Here is a 17,283-nt window from a genome sequence, read left to right as displayed (position 1 = left end):
TTGACTTAAGGCTGTGATTTTCAGAGCTGATGCACCTTTAGCGAAATTTACATTTGTAGATAAACTCCTACATTTGTGGAAAAATTCCTACGTAATTGGCTATTGGTCCTGGAGGGCAAACACCCTCTTTAGCAGTTCGGTGGTCCTGGCGCTAAAATTATTCCTGATCTCTTTTTCCTCTATGGCGATCATGGTGAAAACGCCTTCCAAAGCTTCATTGGTCACATAATCCGGCAGGTCTGGATTGACGCTGGAAGTCAGAGGCAGTGCGTTATATCTGTCGATTATGTTCGCCCAGACCTGTGTGGCGCCCACTTCATCAAGAGAGTTGGAGATCACAGGATTGAATTTGCTGTAAAGTTGGGCTGTAGTCTTGTTTTCCAGGTATGTGGTCGCTGCTTTATCACTTCCGGTAAGTATGTTGCGGGCATCGGTAAAGGTGATCTCCTTAACAGCATTGACAAAAATGGGAGTAGCTTCTTTTACCGCGTCTTCGGCAGCACGGTTCAGTACTTTCAGACCTTCATCTGCAAGGGCATCAAGGCCCACATCCCTTAAAGTTCGGTCTACCTTTTGCAGTTCAGGCGGGAGGGTGATGCGCACCAGTTCATTTCTAAAGAAACCATCTTCTTCTGTGAGTTTACTCACTTGCTTCTCAATCCCAAAGTTCAGGGCTTGCCTCAAACCTGCTGCGACTTCAGCATTGGAAACATATCCGCCTTCGGTGGGTAAATTATCAGCTATTTGTTGTAATTCGGCACAGCCAAGAAAAAGAGGAACGATGAAAACAAGCAGGTATTTCTTCATGATGGATTTTTTTCAAAGTTATTGTTTTGAGCAGGAAGATAGTCATAATAAAAAGTTATCCTCAAACGATAGCGATTTTTAGCTTTTTCAGTTTTTTTAGCTTCAGTTTTTAAAAAGCCCGAAAAATGGCAAGTTCCTTCCTAAATTCGTAAATTGCGGCCACTTAAAATTTCAGGATAGAAGATGGAACAACAAGCTCCTTATAAACCCAAGAATAAAGTAAGAATAGTAACGGCAGCCTCGCTTTTTGACGGCCACGATGCCGCTATCAACATCATGCGCCGCATCATTCAATCCACCGGGGTGGAAGTGATCCACCTGGGACATGACCGCAGTGTTGAGGAAGTAGTGAACTGCGCGATACAGGAAGATGCCAATGCCATAGCCATGACCTCCTACCAGGGCGGGCATACCGAATATTTCAAATACATGTATGACCTGCTACAGGAAAAAGGCGCCGGTCATATCAAGATCTTTGGAGGCGGAGGCGGAGTGATCCTTCCCGAAGAGATCAAAGAACTGGAAGAATACGGCATTACCCGTATCTATTCTCCCGATGACGGCAGAGATCTTGGGCTGCAGGGAATGATCAACGACCTTGTTGAAAAATCTGATTTTGCCATAGGAGAAAACCTGAACGGGGAAGTGGATCTGCTTTCAGAGAAAAAGCCCGGCGCGATCGCCAGGGTGATCTCTGCTGCGGAAAATTTCCCGGAGGTTGCAAAAGACACCCTTCAGAAGATACATGAAGAAAATAAAGAGAGGAGCATTCCTGTGCTGGGAATTACCGGAACCGGGGGTGCCGGAAAGTCATCTTTGGTTGATGAACTTGTGCGCAGGTTCCTGATAGATTTTCCTGAAAAGACCATAGGGATCATCTCGGTTGACCCTTCAAAAAGGAAGACCGGCGGTGCCCTTTTGGGAGACCGCATACGTATGAACGCGATCAACAATCCGCGAGTTTACATGCGTTCCCTGGCTACCCGTCAGTCAAACCTGGCGCTTTCAAAATATGTTGCTGAAGCTATTGAGGTACTAAAGGCAGCAGGTTATGATCTTATTATCCTTGAAACTTCAGGGATCGGGCAGTCAGATACAGAGATCCTGGAGCATTCTGATGTTTCGCTATATGTGATGACTCCTGAATTTGGTGCGGCTACCCAGCTGGAAAAGATCGACATGCTTGACTTTGCAGACCTTGTGGCGATCAATAAGTTCGATAAACGCGGAGCCCTGGATGCCCTTCGCGATGTTAAAAAGCAGTACCAGCGCAATCACGGACTTTGGCATTCAGACCCTGAGAAGCTTCCGGTGTTTGGCACCATCGCTTCGCAGTTCAACGATCCCGGAATGAACACGCTGTACAAGCAGATCATGGACAGGATCGATGATAAGACCGGCGCGAAATTCAAATCTACTTTCCACATTTCAGAAGAAATGAGCGAAAAGGTATTTGTGATCCCGCCAAGCAGAACGCGCTATCTTTCCGAAATTTCTGAAAACAACCGCTCTTATGACGAAAAGGCCACAGCTCAGGCTGAGGTGGCCCAAAAGCTCTACGGAATTTACAAGACTGTGGAGTCGGTTACCGGTGTGAAAGTGGAACTGAACCAGTACGGTTTTGAGGAGGAGAGCCTGCAGAATGCTACTTCCGAAGAAAACAAGGATCTGATAGACCTGTTGAAAAAGGAATTCGATAAGGTAAAAATGGACCTTGACCCATACAACTGGGAGATCATTATCGGTTGGGATGACAAAGTGAACAAGTACCAAGATCCTATCTACAGCTTTAAGGTTCGTGATAAGGAGATCAAGATCAAAACGCATACAGAGTCACTTTCCCACACCCAGATCCCGAAGGTAGCTTTGCCTAAATATCAGGCCTGGGGCGATATTTTGAGATGGTGCCTGCAGGAAAATGTACCTGGAGAATTCCCTTATACCGCGGGACTATACCCGTTCAAGAGGCAGGGTGAAGATCCTACCAGGATGTTCGCTGGGGAAGGTTCTCCCGAAAGGACCAACCGTCGTTTCCATTACGTAAGTCTTGGAATGCCTGCAAAAAGGCTTTCTACAGCCTTTGATTCTGTTACGCTTTATGGAAATGATCCCGACCACCGCCCCGATATCTACGGAAAGATCGGAAACGCGGGAGTTTCCATCTGTTGTCTTGACGATGCCAAGAAATTATATTCAGGCTTTGATCTGGCCGATCCTATGACCTCGGTAAGTATGACCATTAACGGTCCGGCACCTATGTTACTTGGATTCTTCATGAATGCGGCCATAGATCAGCAATGTGAGAAATACATCAAAGAGCACGGCCTGGAGGGTGAGGTTCAGGAAAAGATCAAAGAGATCTATGCCGAAAAAGATGTCGACCAGCCAAAATACAGGGGAGAATTACCCGAAGGAAATAACGGACTCGGCCTGATGCTGCTTGGGGTGACCGGAGATCAGGTTTTACCGGCCGATGTTTACGCCGATATCAAAAAACGAACTTTAAGTCAGGTACGTGGTACCGTGCAGGCAGATATTCTGAAAGAGGACCAGGCACAGAATACCTGTATCTTTTCTACGGAATTCGCATTAAGGTTAATGGGAGACGTGCAGGAATATTTTATCAAAGAAAATGTACGCAACTTCTATTCGGTTTCCATTTCCGGATACCACATTGCGGAAGCAGGTGCAAACCCAATTACTCAATTAGCCCTTACTCTTGCTAATGGATTTACCTACGTGGAGTACTATTTGAGCAGGGGAATGGACATCAACAAATTCGGGCCTAACCTGTCATTTTTCTTCTCGAACGGGATCGATCCAGAATATGCGGTTATTGGCCGTGTAGCCAGGAAGATCTGGTCTAAGGCCATGAAGCATAAATATGGTGCGAACCCAAGGGCGCAGATGTTGAAATATCACATCCAGACTTCAGGGAGATCCCTGCATGCGCAGGAGATCGATTTCAATGATATCAGGACCACCCTGCAGGCGCTTTACGCTATTTATGATAACTGTAATTCGCTGCATACCAATGCGTATGACGAGGCGATCACTACGCCTACCGAAGCTTCTGTAAGAAGGGCGATGGCCATCCAGTTGATCATCAACAAGGAATTAGGCTTGGCCAAGAATGAGAACCCTATCCAGGGATCTTTCATTATTGAAGAATTGACCGATCTTGTGGAGGAAGCGGTACTGCAGGAATTCGACCGAATCACTGAAAGGGGAGGAGTGCTTGGAGCGATGGAGACCATGTACCAGCGCAGCAAGATCCAGGAGGAAAGTCTTTACTACGAGACTTTAAAGCACAGCGGTGATTATCCAATTATCGGGGTGAATACTTTCCTTAGCTCTACCGGCTCCCCAACCGTGACTCCGGGAGAGGTGATCAGGGCTACCGAAGAGGAAAAACAGAACCAGATCAAAACTTTGGAGAACCTTCACAAGGCCAAAAAAGAACTGGAGAAGGAAACGCTTGAAAAAGTGCAGCAGGCGGCGGTTCAAAATGAGAACATCTTTGAGGTGCTGATGGAAGCCACCAAAGTCTGTTCTTTAGGACAGATCACTACTGCTCTCTTTGAAGTAGGAGGGCAGTACAGGAGAAATATGTAAGCAGAGAGCCGGCTTTTACTTTTGTAAAAGCCGTGCGAATCGCTTATCCCGATGAGCGGCAGCGGTATCGGGATCTTTTGAACTGAAAAAAATTCTTAGAAAAGTTGCAGGCTTTATCCGAGAGGCGCAGCCGATTTTCCTTTCCAAGACTTCTTTAAATGATCAAACCTAACAGGACTTTGAGACCTGTTAGGTTTTTTGTTTTGTTACCTTTTGATTTGGTCTGGTTTAGAAACTCCACAGTTTTTCTTTCCTGCTGCTCTTTTTCGTATTTTTAAAATCCATCCAAAGAATTAGATCATGACTATTCGCAGCTTTATGCGTACAGACGCTCAAAGAACAACCATTCTTATCAGGCTAATGGTGGGGGCTGTTTTCCTGGTAGAAGGAATTCAAAAATTTCTCTATCCTTCGATGAGGGGTGTGGGCAGGTTCGAAAAAATGGGTTTTCCGGAAGCTGACTTTTTTGGAAATTTTGTCGGATTTTTTGAGGTGCTGGCGGGAATACTTCTCCTGCTTGGCCTATACACCCGGGGTGCAGCCGTTGTCACTCTTATAATTATGAGTGTAGCTATTGTAGTGACGAAAATACCTATAGGTTTGGGAGAAAGTTTTGGTCCTTTTGTTCTACGCGATCTAAAAACCTATGGCTTTTGGAGCATGGCTCATGAAATGAGAACCGATTTTGCAATGTGGCTTGGGTCGCTCTTTCTCATTATCAAAGGCGGTGGAAAATGGTCTCTGGACCGTTATCTTACCCTCTGAAATATTAGAATATCCGGGAAAAGGTTGAAAACGGAACAAAAAATTTAATCCTCCGGGTCATCGAATGGATTGTCAAAAGGAATATCTTCATCAGGATCCTTGTCGTCATAATTCACTCCCGGAGGATTGAACAAACCCCAGCGGTCGATGACATAGTTCCATTGGTCAAAGGTTTTGACCCATTCCGCGAAAAGAACACGGAAATCTTCAATTTGAGCTCTTAACAGTTCGAGATATTCTGTTTCCTTAAAATCCCAGATCCTGAACCCGTTGCAGCCCACGTAGATCTGCCTGGCGCATTTTCTAATCACCGCGGCATTTTCCATTTTAATGTCATAGAGATCAACACCCGAGGCCCCGGCAATTTTCGCGGGAATCTGTAAAGCGTCCGCCTGCATGTCGCGGGCAAGAAAGGAAAGTGGGCTGTCATCTTCGGGTACAAGGCTGGTTATCCTTTCAACGATCTTGAGGATCTCCATTGCCTTTTGATACAAAGGCATTTTTTCCAGCTCTTCGCTTCTCATAATTTATCCTTCTACCTCTTCTTCCTGCTCCTGCAGTACCTTCCATTTTTCGTAAGCTACCAAATCATCATTGACCAGGGTGAGGCAGGCGGCGATGACTCCGGCGTCGTCCAGTAATCCTACCAGCGGAATGAAATCGGGGATGAGGTCAAGGGGCATAAGCACATACAGTAAAGCTCCTGCCACGGCCGCAATGGTCTTCCATGGCACCCCGGTGTATTCCCCGCTCCAGTAATCCCTTATAAGGCCGAACATGCTTTTAGCCTTGGTTATATACCCGCTTATGGAATCATTGTTCCGGAATTTATTCTCGATCTTTTCCTGCTTTTTCAGGACCTTTTCAAGGTCTTTTTCTTTTACCTTTTCAGCTTGTTGATTTAAAGCGTGATCTGCTTGTTCGGGGCTAATGTGCTTCATTTTACTGTTTTTGAAGTTTTATTTTTGGATCTGTCCCAGTCTCTTAAAAATGTTCTCTAACGTATAAAAAGACGCGCTTTCCAGCTTTGACAGCTCTTCCCACTCCAGCGGAGTGGCGACACCTGCTTCCTGGTTCGCCCTTAACGAATAAGGACAAACTGCTGTTTGCGCATATGCGTTGCGAAGGTAATCTACAAAAATCTTTCCTTCCCGCTGGTCTTTTCTGATTTTTGTTGTCAAAAGATCAGGTCGTAACCGGGTGACTTCCTCGGCCACCTTTCTTGCTTCTTTTTTAATTTCATCAAAATCTTTACCCCGGCGAATGGAATAATACAGGTGCAGTCCGCTTTGCCCGGTGGTCATTAACTGCGGATCTTTTTTCTGCTTTCTTAGGTAATTTCTCACCACTTTGGCTGCTTCTTTTACCTTTTCGAAAGCATTTTCGGGAGGATCCAGGTCGAAGATCACCTTATCTGGTTCCCGTATTTTGTCCTTACGGCTAAGCCAGATGTGAAACTCCACCGTGCCCTGGTTTACCAGGTACAGCAGGGTTCTTTTGTCATTACAGATTATCTGGGTATTGGTACCGTCTTCAGTTTCAATTTCTACGGTCTTAATATAATCGGGAAAGTAATCTGAAATATTTTTTTGGTAGAACCCTGCTTCTCCAATGCCGTTCGGAAACCTGTGTAAGGTTAGCGGCCGGTCTTTTAGATAGGGCAGCATTTGGTCTGCGATCTTGTCGTAATATTCTGCCATATCTCCTTTGGTAATATTTTTCTTCGGAAAAATGACCTTATCGGGATGGGTTATTTCTACCTGTGCTATTTCCATAATTCAATCATTCTTGATTTTGGTCTTCCTTGGCTATTTGTTTCATGCTGCGGCCGGTAACCACACTTTTGTCCTGGGTGCTTACAGGATTCCGTCTCGCATCTGCTTCCTCGTCATCCTGTTTTATCAGCAGCCAGTTTCCTTTCATCTTGCCGCCTTTCATTTCTACGAGGTTGTAGCCGCCTTTTAGCTTTTTTCCGTGGAGAATGATCTCAATACTTCCGGCTTTGAAGCTTTCCTCCAGCGAGATAAGGTTCCCTTTGTCATCGTGCTTGTTGCTTTCAATGGTACCTTTGTCCCAGATCATGACCGTGCCGCCGCCATATTCCTCTTTGGGTATGGTGCCTTCAAAATCGGCGTAGGCTATAGGGTGATCTTCGGTGGGAATGGCCATTCTTTTTACCGAAGGGTCTGTACTGGGCCCTTTGGGCACCGACCAGGATTTCAAGGTTCCATCAATTTCTAACCTAAAGTCGTAATGCAGATTGGTCGCCTCATGTTTCTGGATCACGAAAATGGGAGTCTCGTTCTTCTTTTTTGAAGGCTCATCGCGAGGCTCTTTGGTTTTGCTGAAATCTCTTTTCTCATTATAGCTTTTCATACAAGGTTGCTTCTGGATCTTCGGAATAAAAAGTACGAAAAATGGAAGGGCAGCTGCGTTAAAGAAGTCTGAAAATAGGAAGTTCCTTCCGCAGAAAAGCTCTCAAAAATTAAACTTTTGCCATCGGTTTTTGCAGAAAATTTATTTTAGATACTTTTATCCCCTTAAAACCTGTAAATGGAAAGCATAGGAGTATTTGCCATCGCGGTCTTCACCGGATTCATTGCCATTAACAACCCGGTGGGGAATGTTCCTGTCTTTTTAAGCCTTACCAGACAGGCTGACAGACCCACCCGAAAGGTAATCTCCAAAAAAGCAACTTTTACGGCCTTTGTGATCGTCTCGGGCTTTATCATCCTGGGGAAATACATTTTTGATTTCTTCGGATTGACCATTCCTGCCTTTAAGATCACGGGGGGAATTTTGGTCTTCTTCGTGGGTTTTGAAATGATAAGGGCGCAGGTTTCCAGTATTGATAACCAGGAGGAGGTCAACTTTAACGAAGGGATATCCATTTCCCCATTGGGAATTCCTATCCTGGCAGGACCGGGTACCATCGTTACCGCGATGAACTTCACCACAAACGCTACCTACCTGCAATTGGGTATTATCCTGGTCATGTTCGCCCTGGTGATGTGGCTCAACCACCTGGCTTTCCTGTCAAGCGAATACCTGGTGAGGTATATAGGGGCTAACAAGATCGTGGTGATCGAAAAGATCATGGGATTGATCATCGCAATTATAGGTGTGAACATGCTCATACAGGGGATCCACATCGCCTTTGATATCTAGGTAATTGAATTAAAAAAATAATTTATTGATTTTTAGTAGATTGCGGGAAAATTAAACTGTACCTTCGCCTCCAATTTAAATTTTTATAATGAATAAAGGAACAGTAAAATTTTTTAATGAATCAAAAGGTTATGGATTTATTAAGGATGAAGAATTAAACGAAGAGTACTTCGTACACGCTAATGGTCTGGTTGATGAAATTAGACAAGACGACGAAGTGACTTTTGACCTTGAAGAAGGTAGAAAAGGTGTAAATGCAGTAAACGTGAAACAAGCATAGTTTCAGGTTCTTATTTATAAATTTAGCCTTACTGAAAAGTAAGGCTTTTTTTTTTGTTCTCTCAGATATGATCCCTTTCACTTTTTGTCTGCGGTTTTTGGAAAATTAACTAATTTAATTGCATGAGAAGAATTCTACTTGCAATACTGTTATTGGCTTTGCCTGTTTCTGCACAGGAAATAGCGATAAAAAAAGGAATAGTGACTGATTCCCTGAAAGTTTCAGATTCTCTTCAGGAGAGCTATTCCATATATCTGCCAACTACTTTTCAGAGCTCCAGAACCTGGCCGGTGCTGTTCATTTTTGATGGGGAAGGCAGGGGGAAATCGGCAACGCATTTGTTTCGGGCTGCAGCCGAAGAACAGGGATACATCCTCATCTCTTCCAACAATATTTCTTCAGAGAATGACCTGAAGACGAACTTAGAAATTGCCGACAGGCTGTTGCAGGCAACAGTTCCGAGATTTCCTATAAACATGAAAATGATCTCTTCGGCCGGGTCCAATGAAGGCGGAAAAGTAGCCAGCGCCATTCCTTTGTTGTACAAAGATATTCATGGGGTGATCGCAGTAGGCAATCACTGGATCAACCTGGACCTGCTGGATGAGAAACGGGATTTTTCTTTTATAGGTATAGTGGGTGATGAGCAGTTCACTTCCGCAGGAATGAATTACACGGCGCAGATCTTGAGCCATCTTAAATTTCCCAGCCGGGTGTACACTTATGAGGGAAATGATGAGTGGCCCGAGATGAGGTTGATCGCGAGTGCCGTGGGTTCCCTTACCCTGGATGCCATGAAAAATAAGCTGCGGCCCATCGATCCTCAGCTGGTGGATGATCTGTATTCTCTGGACTTGGCCCTGGCAAATAAAATGATCAGCAATCAGGATCTTGTTGGTGCAATGCTCTTTTTAGAACTTCTGGAAGAAAAGTATGATGGCTTTAAGGATCTTAATGAGATCGAAGAAAAACAAAAGCAGCTGAAGCGATCACGCAATTATGATCTGCAGGAGCGGGAAAGAGCCGAAGTGAACGAAAAGGAACTGCGGCTTATAGATGATTTCATTTACTACCTGGGGGAAGATATCCGCACCGCGAATTTTGAAAATCTCGGCTGGTGGAATTATCAGAAGATTCAGCTGGATTCCTTAGTTCGAAAAGGGGGAGAGCAGGCAAAAATGGCAAAACGGCTTGAAGGTTTGATCGGCGAACTTTCCCGCGCCTATCGCGATGAATTGAAGGAAACCCGCGCTTCTTTGGAGAAGAAGTTGCTGGCCAATATGATCCAGACCATTTTTGATCCCAAGAATTACGCGGCTTATAAGGAGATCATTACTCTTAGCGCCCAGGACGACGATTTTGGAACGGCTTTATTTTACCTGGAAGAAATGCTTAAGCACGGTTATAAAAATAAAGACGGCCTTTACAATATTGAAGGAACGCTAGGCCTTAAGCTTACTCCCGAATACAATCAGCTAATCGAGAAATACCTGGGTTCCTCCCGGTTTTATGACAATTGATCAATAGCCCCCTGGCCATGAAGAAATATATCTTGTTGCTGCTTTTGTTTGCAGCCGGCTTCGGAAATGCTCAGAACAGCGAAAAAATTCGGTCTGTAAAGGATTTTCAGAAGCAAATGAACCGGGATTTCAAAGATCCCGAAACTTCACCCTTACCGCCGAAGGAGCGGAAAAAGTTTACCGCTCTGGATTTTTTCAGCATTGATACTGCCTTTACCGTCGTAGCCGAATTTGTGCGTACTCCGTATGAATCCCCATTTGAGATGCCGACTACCACAGACCGTAAACCGGTGTATGTGAAATACGGCGAACTTTTCTTCAGCCTTAAAGGCAAAGAGTTCAAACTGAACGTGTACCAGAACCAGGATCCAAAAAAAGGATATGAAGATTATCTTTTTTTGCCTTTTACAGATCTCACCAATGGTGAAACCACCTATTCAGGCGGGAGATATCTGGACATGATGCTTCCGAAAAGCAGCGAAGTTCTTCTTGATTTCAACAAGGCTTACAATCCGTACTGCGCTTACAGCGGGGATTATTCCTGTCCGCTTGTTCCGCAGGAAAATCATCTTGCCGTAGAAATTCCGGCAGGGGTGAAGGCCTATCAGAAATAAACTTCTATATAAATCGTGAAGCGTACAATCCGGCAAAAGTAGCCGCGATACCCAGCACCAGGCTGGAAATGGTGTAGATTCCCACGCTCATGAAGTCGCCGGCCTTCAGGAATATATGGTTTTCATAAGAGAAAGCCGAAAATGTTGTGAAACCACCGCAAAATCCTGTAGCCAACAGCAACATGCCGTTGGCTGAGAGCATTTGCTGCCGGTATCCCAATCCAAGGATGAATCCTATGAGTAGACTTCCCAGAACATTTACTACCAGCGTGCCGAGGGGGAGAACGGTCGCGTTATTCAGACTTTTTGAAATGAGATAACGAAGAATGCTGCCCGTGCCGCCTCCAATAAAGACCAGTAAAATTTGTTTCATGTTAATTTATTCAATAGGAATATAGATCTCTGTGATCCACATGGCAGGATTTTCAATATCGGCAGGATTGGTGAGGTAGATCTCGAAAGGCTGTCCTTGGGGATTTACTTTCAGTTCATTTTTCTCTATATAACGGTAGGTTTCTTCCCAGGCCTGCGGCGCATTTTTCCGGTTCCCTTTTAAAGTTGTTTTCACCACTTTTTGAGGTTCAAGATATCCGTTAAGCACATCGCTGCCGGTGGGTGTGATCACTTGGCTGGGCGTGGGTACCGCGGCAGAGAATATGGAAGTGCCGTTCCTGTCGTCTCGCTGGTTGTAGATAACCAAAGGTTTACCGCTGATCGGGATATTGTTCTTTTCCATGAAAATGCCTACCTGGTCTATCATTTCTGAAGCTCTTGAATTGACTTCTCCCAGTTTTGCGGCTGTGGTGGTGTACATATAATAGCCTCCGCCATGTTGGGTTACCCCGTCCACATTTATGGAATATTCTTCCATTTTCCTTATCACGTTCTCTTCCAGGTCCTGCAGGCTCTCTTCGAATATAGGCTGGAAGATCTCAGGCAGGTCCCTATCCTGTAAGGTGAATGCCAGTTTCTCCTTAAAAGATTGAGAACCGGTGAGTGTCCAGGTCACCGTCGTTCCGTTTTCGGCCGGTTCCAGGTCCCAAATAATATTTCCGGAGGTTTCCCCAATGCTGGTTTCCATGGTCAACTGTTGTTCCAGTTTTCTGTTAGGAATTGCCGAGGTGGTCGTGATGCTGCCGTCTCTCATATTATCGGCTTCCCAGCTTATCATTGCCCCTTCACCCGAAGTATCCTCGCTGAGGTCAAAGTTGATCTCATCCTGTTGTCTCCAGCCATCCCAGGTTTTCCAGTTGGAAAGGTCTGCAATCTCTTTGTACAAAAGTGAGGCGGGCGCATTGATGGTCCTGCTTGATTGCACTTTAAAATCACCTTCTTTAGTGGCTACATAGATAGAACCTGCAATGAACAGGATCAGGATCAAAAAAAGCAGGTATTTTATGATTTTCATGGTTGTATGGCTGGTTTGTTAGATTATTACGCTAATATAGTTATTTTGCTTGAAGCTTATTCTTACATTTGTTACGAGTTGATCCAAGAGGTCAATCCCCCGGTCGCAGTAAAAAAACCGGGATCTAAATTCAGTTTATTATTAAAACCCTAACAAATGAAAATTAAGTTCTATTTGATGCTGCTTTTGGCATCAACGATGCTGTTTTCGTGTGCTGAATCGGTTGCTGAAAAACCGGCTCCTGCGGAAATCGCCCAAACAAATGATTTTGATTACCAGGTAGACGAATTTGCCGATATCAAGGTGTTGCGCTACCAGATCCCCGGATGGGAAAACCTTAGCCTGAAGGAACAAAAACTGGTTTACTACCTTACCCAGGCCGGCTTAAGCGGGCGTGATATCATCTGGGACCAGAATTACCGGCACAACCTGAAGATTCGTGAGGCTCTTGAGAACATCTACGCCAACTATGAAGGTGACAAATCTACCGAGGACTGGAAGAATTTTGAGACTTATCTGAAAAGAGTATGGTTCTCTAATGGGATCCACCACCACTATTCTATGGACAAGTTGAAGCCGGCTTTCAGCAAGGAATATTTTGACACCCTGCTTTCAGAAACTGACACCGAACTTACCGGAGAGGCTTATGAAGTGATCTTCAACAATGAAGACAGCAAGAAAGTGAACCTTGATGAGAGCAAAGGCCTGTTACAGGGGTCTGCCGTTAACTTTTACGGAGAAAATGTGACTGCCGATGATGTTGCTGCTTTCTACGCTAAAAAACAATCTCCAAACCCGGCCAAGCCTCTTGCTTTTGGATTGAACTCCAAACTGGTAAAAGAGAACGGAGAGCTGGTTGAAAAGGTTTGGAAAAGCGGCGGAATGTACGGGGAAGCCATTGACAAGATCGTTTTCTGGCTTGAAAAAGCTAAAGGTGTTGCCGAAAATGAGCAGCAGGCAAAAGCTCTTGGGCTTCTTATTGATTACTACAATACCGGAGATCTTCAAACCTGGGATGAATACAACATCGCATGGGTAAAAGCTACTGAAGGAAACATTGACTATATCAACAGTTTTATCGAAGTGTACAACGATCCGCTGGGGTACAGAGGTTCTTACGAGACCATTGTGCAGATCAAGGATTTTGACATGAGCCAGAAGATGAAAGTGCTTGAAGACAACGTGCAATGGTTCGAAGATAACGCCCCGTTGATGGAAGAGCACAAAAAGGATTCTGTAGTGGGTGTTACCTATAAGACAGTGATCGTTGCCGGGGAGGCGGGAGATGCTTCTCCAAGTACTCCTATCGGGGTGAACCTGCCAAACTCTAACTGGATCAGGAAAGCTCATGGAAGTAAATCTGTTTCTCTTGGAAACATTATCAATTCTTACAACAATGCAGGTACTACCGGCAGGCTGGAAGAATTTGCACATGATGAGGAAGAGGTAGCTCTAGAAAAAGAGTACGGGCAACTGGCCGATAAACTGCACACTGCCCTTCATGAAGTTGTGGGTCATGCGTCGGGTCAATTGAATCCCGGAGTAGGTGAGACCAAAGAAACGCTAAAGAGTTATGCTTCTACTTTGGAAGAAGGGAGAGCAGATCTTGTTGGTCTTTATTATTTAATGGATCCAAAACTGGAAGAGCTGGGACTTGTAGATGACCATACGAAAGTTGGGAAAGCTGCTTATGACGGATACATCAGAAACGGATTAATGACCCAACTTATCAGGTTAGAGCAGGGAGCAGATGTTGAAGAAGCTCACATGCGTAACCGCCAGTGGGTAAGTGCCTGGGTTTTTGAAAAAGGTCAGGAAAACGGAGTTATTGAGAAGGTGACCAAAGACGGGAAGACCTATTTCGATATTAAGGATTACGCTGCATTACGCGATCTTTTCGGGCAATTGCTGAAGGAAACTCAGCGAATCAAGTCTGAAGGAGACTACGAAGCAGCTAAGAACCTTGTTGAAAATTACGGAGTGAAGGTAGACCAGGATATCCACAGAGAGGTGCTTAAAAGAAACGAGCAGTTCAAGTCGGCTCCATACAGCGGATTCGTAAATCCTGTGTTGGTACCTGAAATGAACGAAGAGGGTGAGATCACTGCGATCAAAGTAGAGCAACCGGTATCTTTTGAAGAACAGATGTTAGACTACTCTCAGAAGTACGACATTCTTCCTATGGAAAACTAGACTGAAAATATTTCAGATCCTAAAGCCGCCATTCCCCGGAATGGCGGCTTTTTTTATTGCTTCAGATAGGTTTTGATGACGAACAAAAGTGCCACGAACAAAAGGAAGCCGGCAAGGACATATAAAGTACCCTTATAATATTTCCTGTGCAGCTTTAAGTCCTTACGATAGCTGTAAAAGATCACCACCACAAAGGCTATGAAAAAGAGGATGGCAAAGATTAACTGTCCGGTTGTAAACATTTATTTATTTTTATGCGAAGTTAAAGCTTTAGGATGAAAAAAAGATTGGAAGCCGTTAAGGCATTTCATACCGCCTTTGGCCTGGGAATAAAGGATGAACCAACCGCCGACCTGGGGAAGGAAAAGAACAGGCTGCGTTTTGAGCTGATGAAGGAGGAAAATGAAGAATACCTGCAGGCTGCCGATAATAATGATCTTGTGGAGGTGGCCGATGCGCTGGGCGATATGCTGTACATTCTCTGCGGAACCATTCTGGAACACGGCATGCAGCACAAAATAGAAGAGGTTTTTGAAGAGATCCAGAGATCCAATATGAGCAAGCTGGGTGCCGACGGAAACCCTGTTTACCGCGAGGACGGGAAAGTGCTAAAAGGCCCTGATTATTTTCCTCCTGAACTTGCCGGGATCCTTAAAGCAGATTAGACTTTAGCACTTTTTTAAAAGGACTCTGATTCGCATTTTTTACCTTAAAAGAAAAAATGCGGAGTTTTATTTTAGCCTTCATCACCTTTTTCCTGATGATCGCCTGCAAAGATCAAAACGCAGAGAAAAAAACAGAAAAGAAAATTCAACAGGACAGTATTTCTGTAGAACCCGAAGAGGAACTGCAAGCTTCTCAGGATTACGTCAGTGAAAAATGGTATTTTTCGCTGCAAGTTCCTACAGCTTATGAGGTCTATTCAGGAGAGCTACCGGCTAAGGCTCCGGTAGTCAACATATACCATCCTCAAAATGATAAGGCTCCTCCTTACGCCATTCATGAGAATGCATCAGCTTCTTATATTGCCTTTCTGCCAAATGGTTTTGGAGTAGACGCACCTTCAGGGAAAAGAAAGAGCCTCAAAGAGTGGGGCAAAGGTTTTCCGTTGCAATTTGAGATCAACCCCAATGAATCTATGGTGTATCTTTTGGAGAACGGGCGCCCGTGGGCGCTTAGCCTCAGGTTCTATTCTCCTCCGCCGGGGTGGGATGAGTATGGGAGCATCTTTGTGCACTATGCCGTAAATGATTTTAAAGCCCAATGCTTTTCTGAAGCTTCGGGAGATAAAAAGCCCATGAACCAATGCGATCCTTTAGGTGGCGACAGGGTGGAATATTCCGGAGAAGTTTCGTCGGAAAGCATGGAAGCATTGAATTCGGTTCTGGAAAGCCTGAACTTTTCCGCAGAAAATACTCCAAAAAAGGTGATTTCAGAGCTCATCAGGGTTGAGCAGCCTAAGCCAAATCAGGTTATAACAAGTCCGCTGCAGATCAAAGGAAAAGCGCGTGGATACTGGTTCTTTGAAGCTGAAGCGCCTTATAAGCTGGTTGATGAGGAACACCGGACTTTGGCTACGGGATCTATGCGGGCACAAGGGGAGTGGATGACCGAAGATTTCGTGCCTTTTGAGGCCGAGATCTCTTTTGATGCACCCGATGCTAACCACGGATTTCTTGTCTTTAGCCGCTCCAATGCATCAGGAAAACCGGAACACGACAGAGTTTATCGCGTTCCGGTGAGGTTTTCTTCTAATTAGAATTATTTTTTCTCTACCAGGTATCTCCAGTCAAATTTGTCTTCGGCCCTGTTGTATTGGATATCCATCAATTTTGACTTAAAGAATTTGGCGTAAGATTCGGCCTGCTCTGGCAGTTCATATTTTTCGCCCATGTGGCCAAAACCTTTGATAGGGTTAATGGTAGCAGCAGTTCCTGCTCCAAAGATCTCTTTTAGTTCACCTTTTTTGGCGGCTTCCACGATCTCTTTTACCGTTACCCTTCTCACCTCAATAGGAATATTGTTCTCTTCGGCAAGGGCAATAACGCTTTTTCTGGTCACCCCGTCAAGGATTCGATCACTGATAGGCGCAGTAAGTAATTTATCTCCCACTCTAAAGAAGATGTTCATGGTACCGGCTTCTTCAAGGTATTCGTGGGTATTGGCATCTGTCCAGATTATCTGCTGGTAACCTTCTTCCTTGGCCAGGTTGGTAGGGTAGAATTGCGCCCCGTAATTACCTGCTGCTTTGGCATATCCAACACCTCCGTTAGCCGCACGGCTGAACTTTTCTGCAAATACCACTCTCACCTCTCCGCTGTAGTAAGCTTTTGCAGGAGAACAAATGATCATGAATTTATAGCTTTTCGAGGGGGAAGCCGAGACTCCCGGTTCTGTAGCGATCACGAATGGTCTTATGTAAAGGGAATTTCCAAGGCCTTTTTTGATCCAATCCCTGTCAAGGTTTAACAGGGTTTCCAGCCCTTCCAGGAACATTTCTTTTGGAAATTCAGGAATGGCAAGACGTACAGAAGATTTATTGAAGCGGTCAATGTTCGCTTCGGGCCTGAAAAGCCACACCTGATCTTCATCGTCCTTAAAGGCTTTCATTCCCTCAAAAATGGCCTGCCCGTAGTGGAAGACTTTTGCTGAAGGCTCAAGCTGAATGGGACCGTAAGGTTTTATGGTTGGGTTTTGCCACTGTCCGTCTACATAATCGCACTCCATCATATGGTCAGTAAAAACATTTCCAAATACAAGATTATCAAAGTCTACCGAATCGATCTTTGAAGCCGGAGCTTCAACTACATCGATTGCGTGGGATATACCATTTCTCATTTTTTCTTAGATATTTGTGCAAATTTACCGAAATAAATGCGGTAATTAAAGACGGCAATTGACTAATTTTATCTT

General features: G+C 44.7%; 18 protein-coding genes. 9 read left to right on the top strand and 9 right to left on the bottom strand.

Annotation, left to right across the window (positions count from 1 at the left end):
- Nucleotides 1-99: 99 nt before the first annotated feature.
- Nucleotides 100-807, bottom strand: coding sequence for a DUF4197 domain-containing protein (locus BLS64_RS09940; protein ID WP_093113387.1), 708 nt, complete (start codon nucleotides 805-807; stop codon nucleotides 100-102).
- A 183-nt stretch (nucleotides 808-990) separates the two neighbouring features.
- On the opposite strand from BLS64_RS09940, the gene BLS64_RS09935 reads away from it, so the two are divergent.
- Both BLS64_RS09935 and BLS64_RS09930 read left to right on the top strand, forming a co-directional pair.
- The gene (locus BLS64_RS09935) at nucleotides 991-4,422 is read left to right on the top strand and encodes a methylmalonyl-CoA mutase family protein (protein WP_093113386.1); all 3,432 of its coding nucleotides are present in this window, start codon (nucleotides 991-993) and stop codon (nucleotides 4,420-4,422) included.
- 300 nt (nucleotides 4,423-4,722) lie between these two features.
- Nucleotides 4,723-5,187: a DoxX family protein gene (locus BLS64_RS09930; RefSeq protein WP_093113385.1), complete on the top strand. Its 465-nt coding sequence runs from the start codon at nucleotides 4,723-4,725 to the stop codon at nucleotides 5,185-5,187.
- Nucleotides 5,188-5,231: 44 nt separating this feature from the next.
- Here the strand turns inward: BLS64_RS09930 and BLS64_RS09925 are convergent, their stop codons facing one another.
- Genes BLS64_RS09925 through BLS64_RS09910 form a run of 4 tightly spaced genes read right to left on the bottom strand, consistent with a single transcriptional unit; the run spans nucleotide 5,232 to nucleotide 7,563 of the window.
- Nucleotides 5,232-5,711: a hypothetical protein gene (locus tag BLS64_RS09925; protein ID WP_093113384.1), complete on the bottom strand. Its 480-nt coding sequence runs from the start codon at nucleotides 5,709-5,711 to the stop codon at nucleotides 5,232-5,234.
- Between the two features lie 3 nt (nucleotides 5,712-5,714).
- Entirely contained in the window at nucleotides 5,715-6,128 is a 414-nt protein-coding gene (locus BLS64_RS09920) for a YkvA family protein (protein ID WP_093113383.1), read from the bottom strand.
- Between the two features lie 18 nt (nucleotides 6,129-6,146).
- Entirely contained in the window at nucleotides 6,147-6,962 is an 816-nt protein-coding gene (gene ligD, locus BLS64_RS09915; RefSeq protein WP_093113382.1) for a non-homologous end-joining DNA ligase, read from the bottom strand.
- A 7-nt stretch (nucleotides 6,963-6,969) separates the two neighbouring features.
- Nucleotides 6,970-7,563, bottom strand: coding sequence for a DNA polymerase ligase N-terminal domain-containing protein (locus BLS64_RS09910; protein WP_093113381.1), 594 nt, complete (start codon nucleotides 7,561-7,563; stop codon nucleotides 6,970-6,972).
- A 177-nt stretch (nucleotides 7,564-7,740) separates the two neighbouring features.
- Here BLS64_RS09910 and BLS64_RS09905 point away from each other — a divergent pair, with 177 nt between their 5' ends.
- The 4 genes from BLS64_RS09905 to BLS64_RS09890 all read left to right on the top strand — a co-directional run bounded on the left by BLS64_RS09905 (nucleotide 7,741) and on the right by BLS64_RS09890 (nucleotide 10,769).
- Nucleotides 7,741-8,355: a MarC family protein gene (locus BLS64_RS09905; protein ID WP_093113380.1), complete on the top strand. Its 615-nt coding sequence runs from the start codon at nucleotides 7,741-7,743 to the stop codon at nucleotides 8,353-8,355.
- 88 nt (nucleotides 8,356-8,443) lie between these two features.
- Nucleotides 8,444-8,635 (top strand): cold-shock protein, encoded by a 192-nt coding sequence (locus BLS64_RS09900; protein ID WP_093113379.1) that lies wholly within the window; start codon nucleotides 8,444-8,446, stop codon nucleotides 8,633-8,635.
- Nucleotides 8,636-8,757: 122 nt separating this feature from the next.
- Complete coding sequence (locus BLS64_RS09895) at nucleotides 8,758-10,155, top strand: hypothetical protein (protein WP_093113378.1); 1,398 nt, start codon at nucleotides 8,758-8,760, stop codon at nucleotides 10,153-10,155.
- Between the two features lie 17 nt (nucleotides 10,156-10,172).
- A complete protein-coding gene (locus tag BLS64_RS09890; RefSeq protein ID WP_093113529.1) occupies nucleotides 10,173-10,769 on the top strand; it encodes a DUF1684 domain-containing protein in 597 nt (198 codons plus the stop codon).
- A 4-nt stretch (nucleotides 10,770-10,773) separates the two neighbouring features.
- Here BLS64_RS09890 and crcB read toward each other — a convergent pair whose 3' ends face one another.
- Nucleotides 10,774-11,142, bottom strand: coding sequence for a fluoride efflux transporter CrcB (gene crcB / locus BLS64_RS09885; protein WP_093113377.1), 369 nt, complete (start codon nucleotides 11,140-11,142; stop codon nucleotides 10,774-10,776).
- A gap of 6 nt (nucleotides 11,143-11,148) precedes the next feature.
- On the bottom strand, nucleotides 11,149-12,177 hold the full coding sequence (locus BLS64_RS09880; protein ID WP_093113376.1) for an SRPBCC family protein: 1,029 nt from the start codon (nucleotides 12,175-12,177) through the stop codon (nucleotides 11,149-11,151).
- A gap of 156 nt (nucleotides 12,178-12,333) precedes the next feature.
- Between BLS64_RS09880 and BLS64_RS09875 the strand changes: the two genes are divergently transcribed.
- The gene (locus BLS64_RS09875) at nucleotides 12,334-14,370 is read left to right on the top strand and encodes a dipeptidyl-peptidase 3 family protein (RefSeq protein ID WP_093113375.1); all 2,037 of its coding nucleotides are present in this window, start codon (nucleotides 12,334-12,336) and stop codon (nucleotides 14,368-14,370) included.
- Nucleotides 14,371-14,423: 53 nt separating this feature from the next.
- Here the strand turns inward: BLS64_RS09875 and BLS64_RS09870 are convergent, their stop codons facing one another.
- Nucleotides 14,424-14,612, bottom strand: a complete 189-nt coding sequence (locus BLS64_RS09870; RefSeq protein ID WP_093113374.1) for a hypothetical protein — start codon at nucleotides 14,610-14,612, stop codon at nucleotides 14,424-14,426.
- Nucleotides 14,613-14,645: 33 nt separating this feature from the next.
- Between BLS64_RS09870 and BLS64_RS09865 the strand changes: the two genes are divergently transcribed.
- Together BLS64_RS09865 and BLS64_RS09860 are read left to right on the top strand one after the other, a co-directional pair.
- Complete coding sequence (locus tag BLS64_RS09865; protein WP_093113373.1) at nucleotides 14,646-15,035, top strand: pyrophosphohydrolase domain-containing protein; 390 nt, start codon at nucleotides 14,646-14,648, stop codon at nucleotides 15,033-15,035.
- A gap of 56 nt (nucleotides 15,036-15,091) precedes the next feature.
- Nucleotides 15,092-16,129, top strand: coding sequence for a Gmad2 immunoglobulin-like domain-containing protein (locus BLS64_RS09860; RefSeq protein WP_093113372.1), 1,038 nt, complete (start codon nucleotides 15,092-15,094; stop codon nucleotides 16,127-16,129).
- 2 nt (nucleotides 16,130-16,131) lie between these two features.
- Here BLS64_RS09860 and BLS64_RS09855 read toward each other — a convergent pair whose 3' ends face one another.
- Nucleotides 16,132-17,208, bottom strand: a complete 1,077-nt coding sequence (locus BLS64_RS09855; RefSeq protein WP_093113371.1) for a branched-chain amino acid aminotransferase — start codon at nucleotides 17,206-17,208, stop codon at nucleotides 16,132-16,134.
- Nucleotides 17,209-17,283 lie beyond the last annotated feature (75 nt).

Source organism: Salinimicrobium catena, assembly GCF_900102915.1.
GTDB lineage: Bacteria > Bacteroidota > Bacteroidia > Flavobacteriales > Flavobacteriaceae > Salinimicrobium > Salinimicrobium catena.
Note: the sequence above shows the minus strand (reverse complement) of the source record. Positions and strands in the feature narration are given on the sequence as shown.

Excerpts from the sequence above, each read along its gene's own strand:
- BLS64_RS09940 (WP_093113387.1), bottom strand. The coding sequence starts at position 807 with ATGAAGAAATACCTGCTTGTTTTCATCGTTCCTCTTTTTCTTGGCTGT.
- BLS64_RS09935 (WP_093113386.1), top strand. The coding sequence starts at position 991 with ATGGAACAACAAGCTCCTTATAAACCCAAGAATAAAGTAAGAATAGTA.
- BLS64_RS09930 (WP_093113385.1), top strand. The coding sequence starts at position 4,723 with ATGACTATTCGCAGCTTTATGCGTACAGACGCTCAAAGAACAACCATT.
- BLS64_RS09925 (WP_093113384.1), bottom strand. The coding sequence starts at position 5,711 with ATGAGAAGCGAAGAGCTGGAAAAAATGCCTTTGTATCAAAAGGCAATG.
- BLS64_RS09920 (WP_093113383.1), bottom strand. The coding sequence starts at position 6,128 with ATGAAGCACATTAGCCCCGAACAAGCAGATCACGCTTTAAATCAACAA.
- ligD (WP_093113382.1), bottom strand. The coding sequence starts at position 6,962 with ATGGAAATAGCACAGGTAGAAATAACCCATCCCGATAAGGTCATTTTT.
- BLS64_RS09910 (WP_093113381.1), bottom strand. The coding sequence starts at position 7,563 with ATGAAAAGCTATAATGAGAAAAGAGATTTCAGCAAAACCAAAGAGCCT.
- BLS64_RS09905 (WP_093113380.1), top strand. The coding sequence starts at position 7,741 with ATGGAAAGCATAGGAGTATTTGCCATCGCGGTCTTCACCGGATTCATT.
- BLS64_RS09900 (WP_093113379.1), top strand. The coding sequence starts at position 8,444 with ATGAATAAAGGAACAGTAAAATTTTTTAATGAATCAAAAGGTTATGGA.
- BLS64_RS09895 (WP_093113378.1), top strand. The coding sequence starts at position 8,758 with ATGAGAAGAATTCTACTTGCAATACTGTTATTGGCTTTGCCTGTTTCT.
- BLS64_RS09890 (WP_093113529.1), top strand. The coding sequence starts at position 10,173 with ATGAAGAAATATATCTTGTTGCTGCTTTTGTTTGCAGCCGGCTTCGGA.
- crcB (WP_093113377.1), bottom strand. The coding sequence starts at position 11,142 with ATGAAACAAATTTTACTGGTCTTTATTGGAGGCGGCACGGGCAGCATT.
- BLS64_RS09880 (WP_093113376.1), bottom strand. The coding sequence starts at position 12,177 with ATGAAAATCATAAAATACCTGCTTTTTTTGATCCTGATCCTGTTCATT.
- BLS64_RS09875 (WP_093113375.1), top strand. The coding sequence starts at position 12,334 with ATGAAAATTAAGTTCTATTTGATGCTGCTTTTGGCATCAACGATGCTG.
- BLS64_RS09870 (WP_093113374.1), bottom strand. The coding sequence starts at position 14,612 with ATGTTTACAACCGGACAGTTAATCTTTGCCATCCTCTTTTTCATAGCC.
- BLS64_RS09865 (WP_093113373.1), top strand. The coding sequence starts at position 14,646 with ATGAAAAAAAGATTGGAAGCCGTTAAGGCATTTCATACCGCCTTTGGC.
- BLS64_RS09860 (WP_093113372.1), top strand. The coding sequence starts at position 15,092 with ATGCGGAGTTTTATTTTAGCCTTCATCACCTTTTTCCTGATGATCGCC.
- BLS64_RS09855 (WP_093113371.1), bottom strand. The coding sequence starts at position 17,208 with ATGAGAAATGGTATATCCCACGCAATCGATGTAGTTGAAGCTCCGGCT.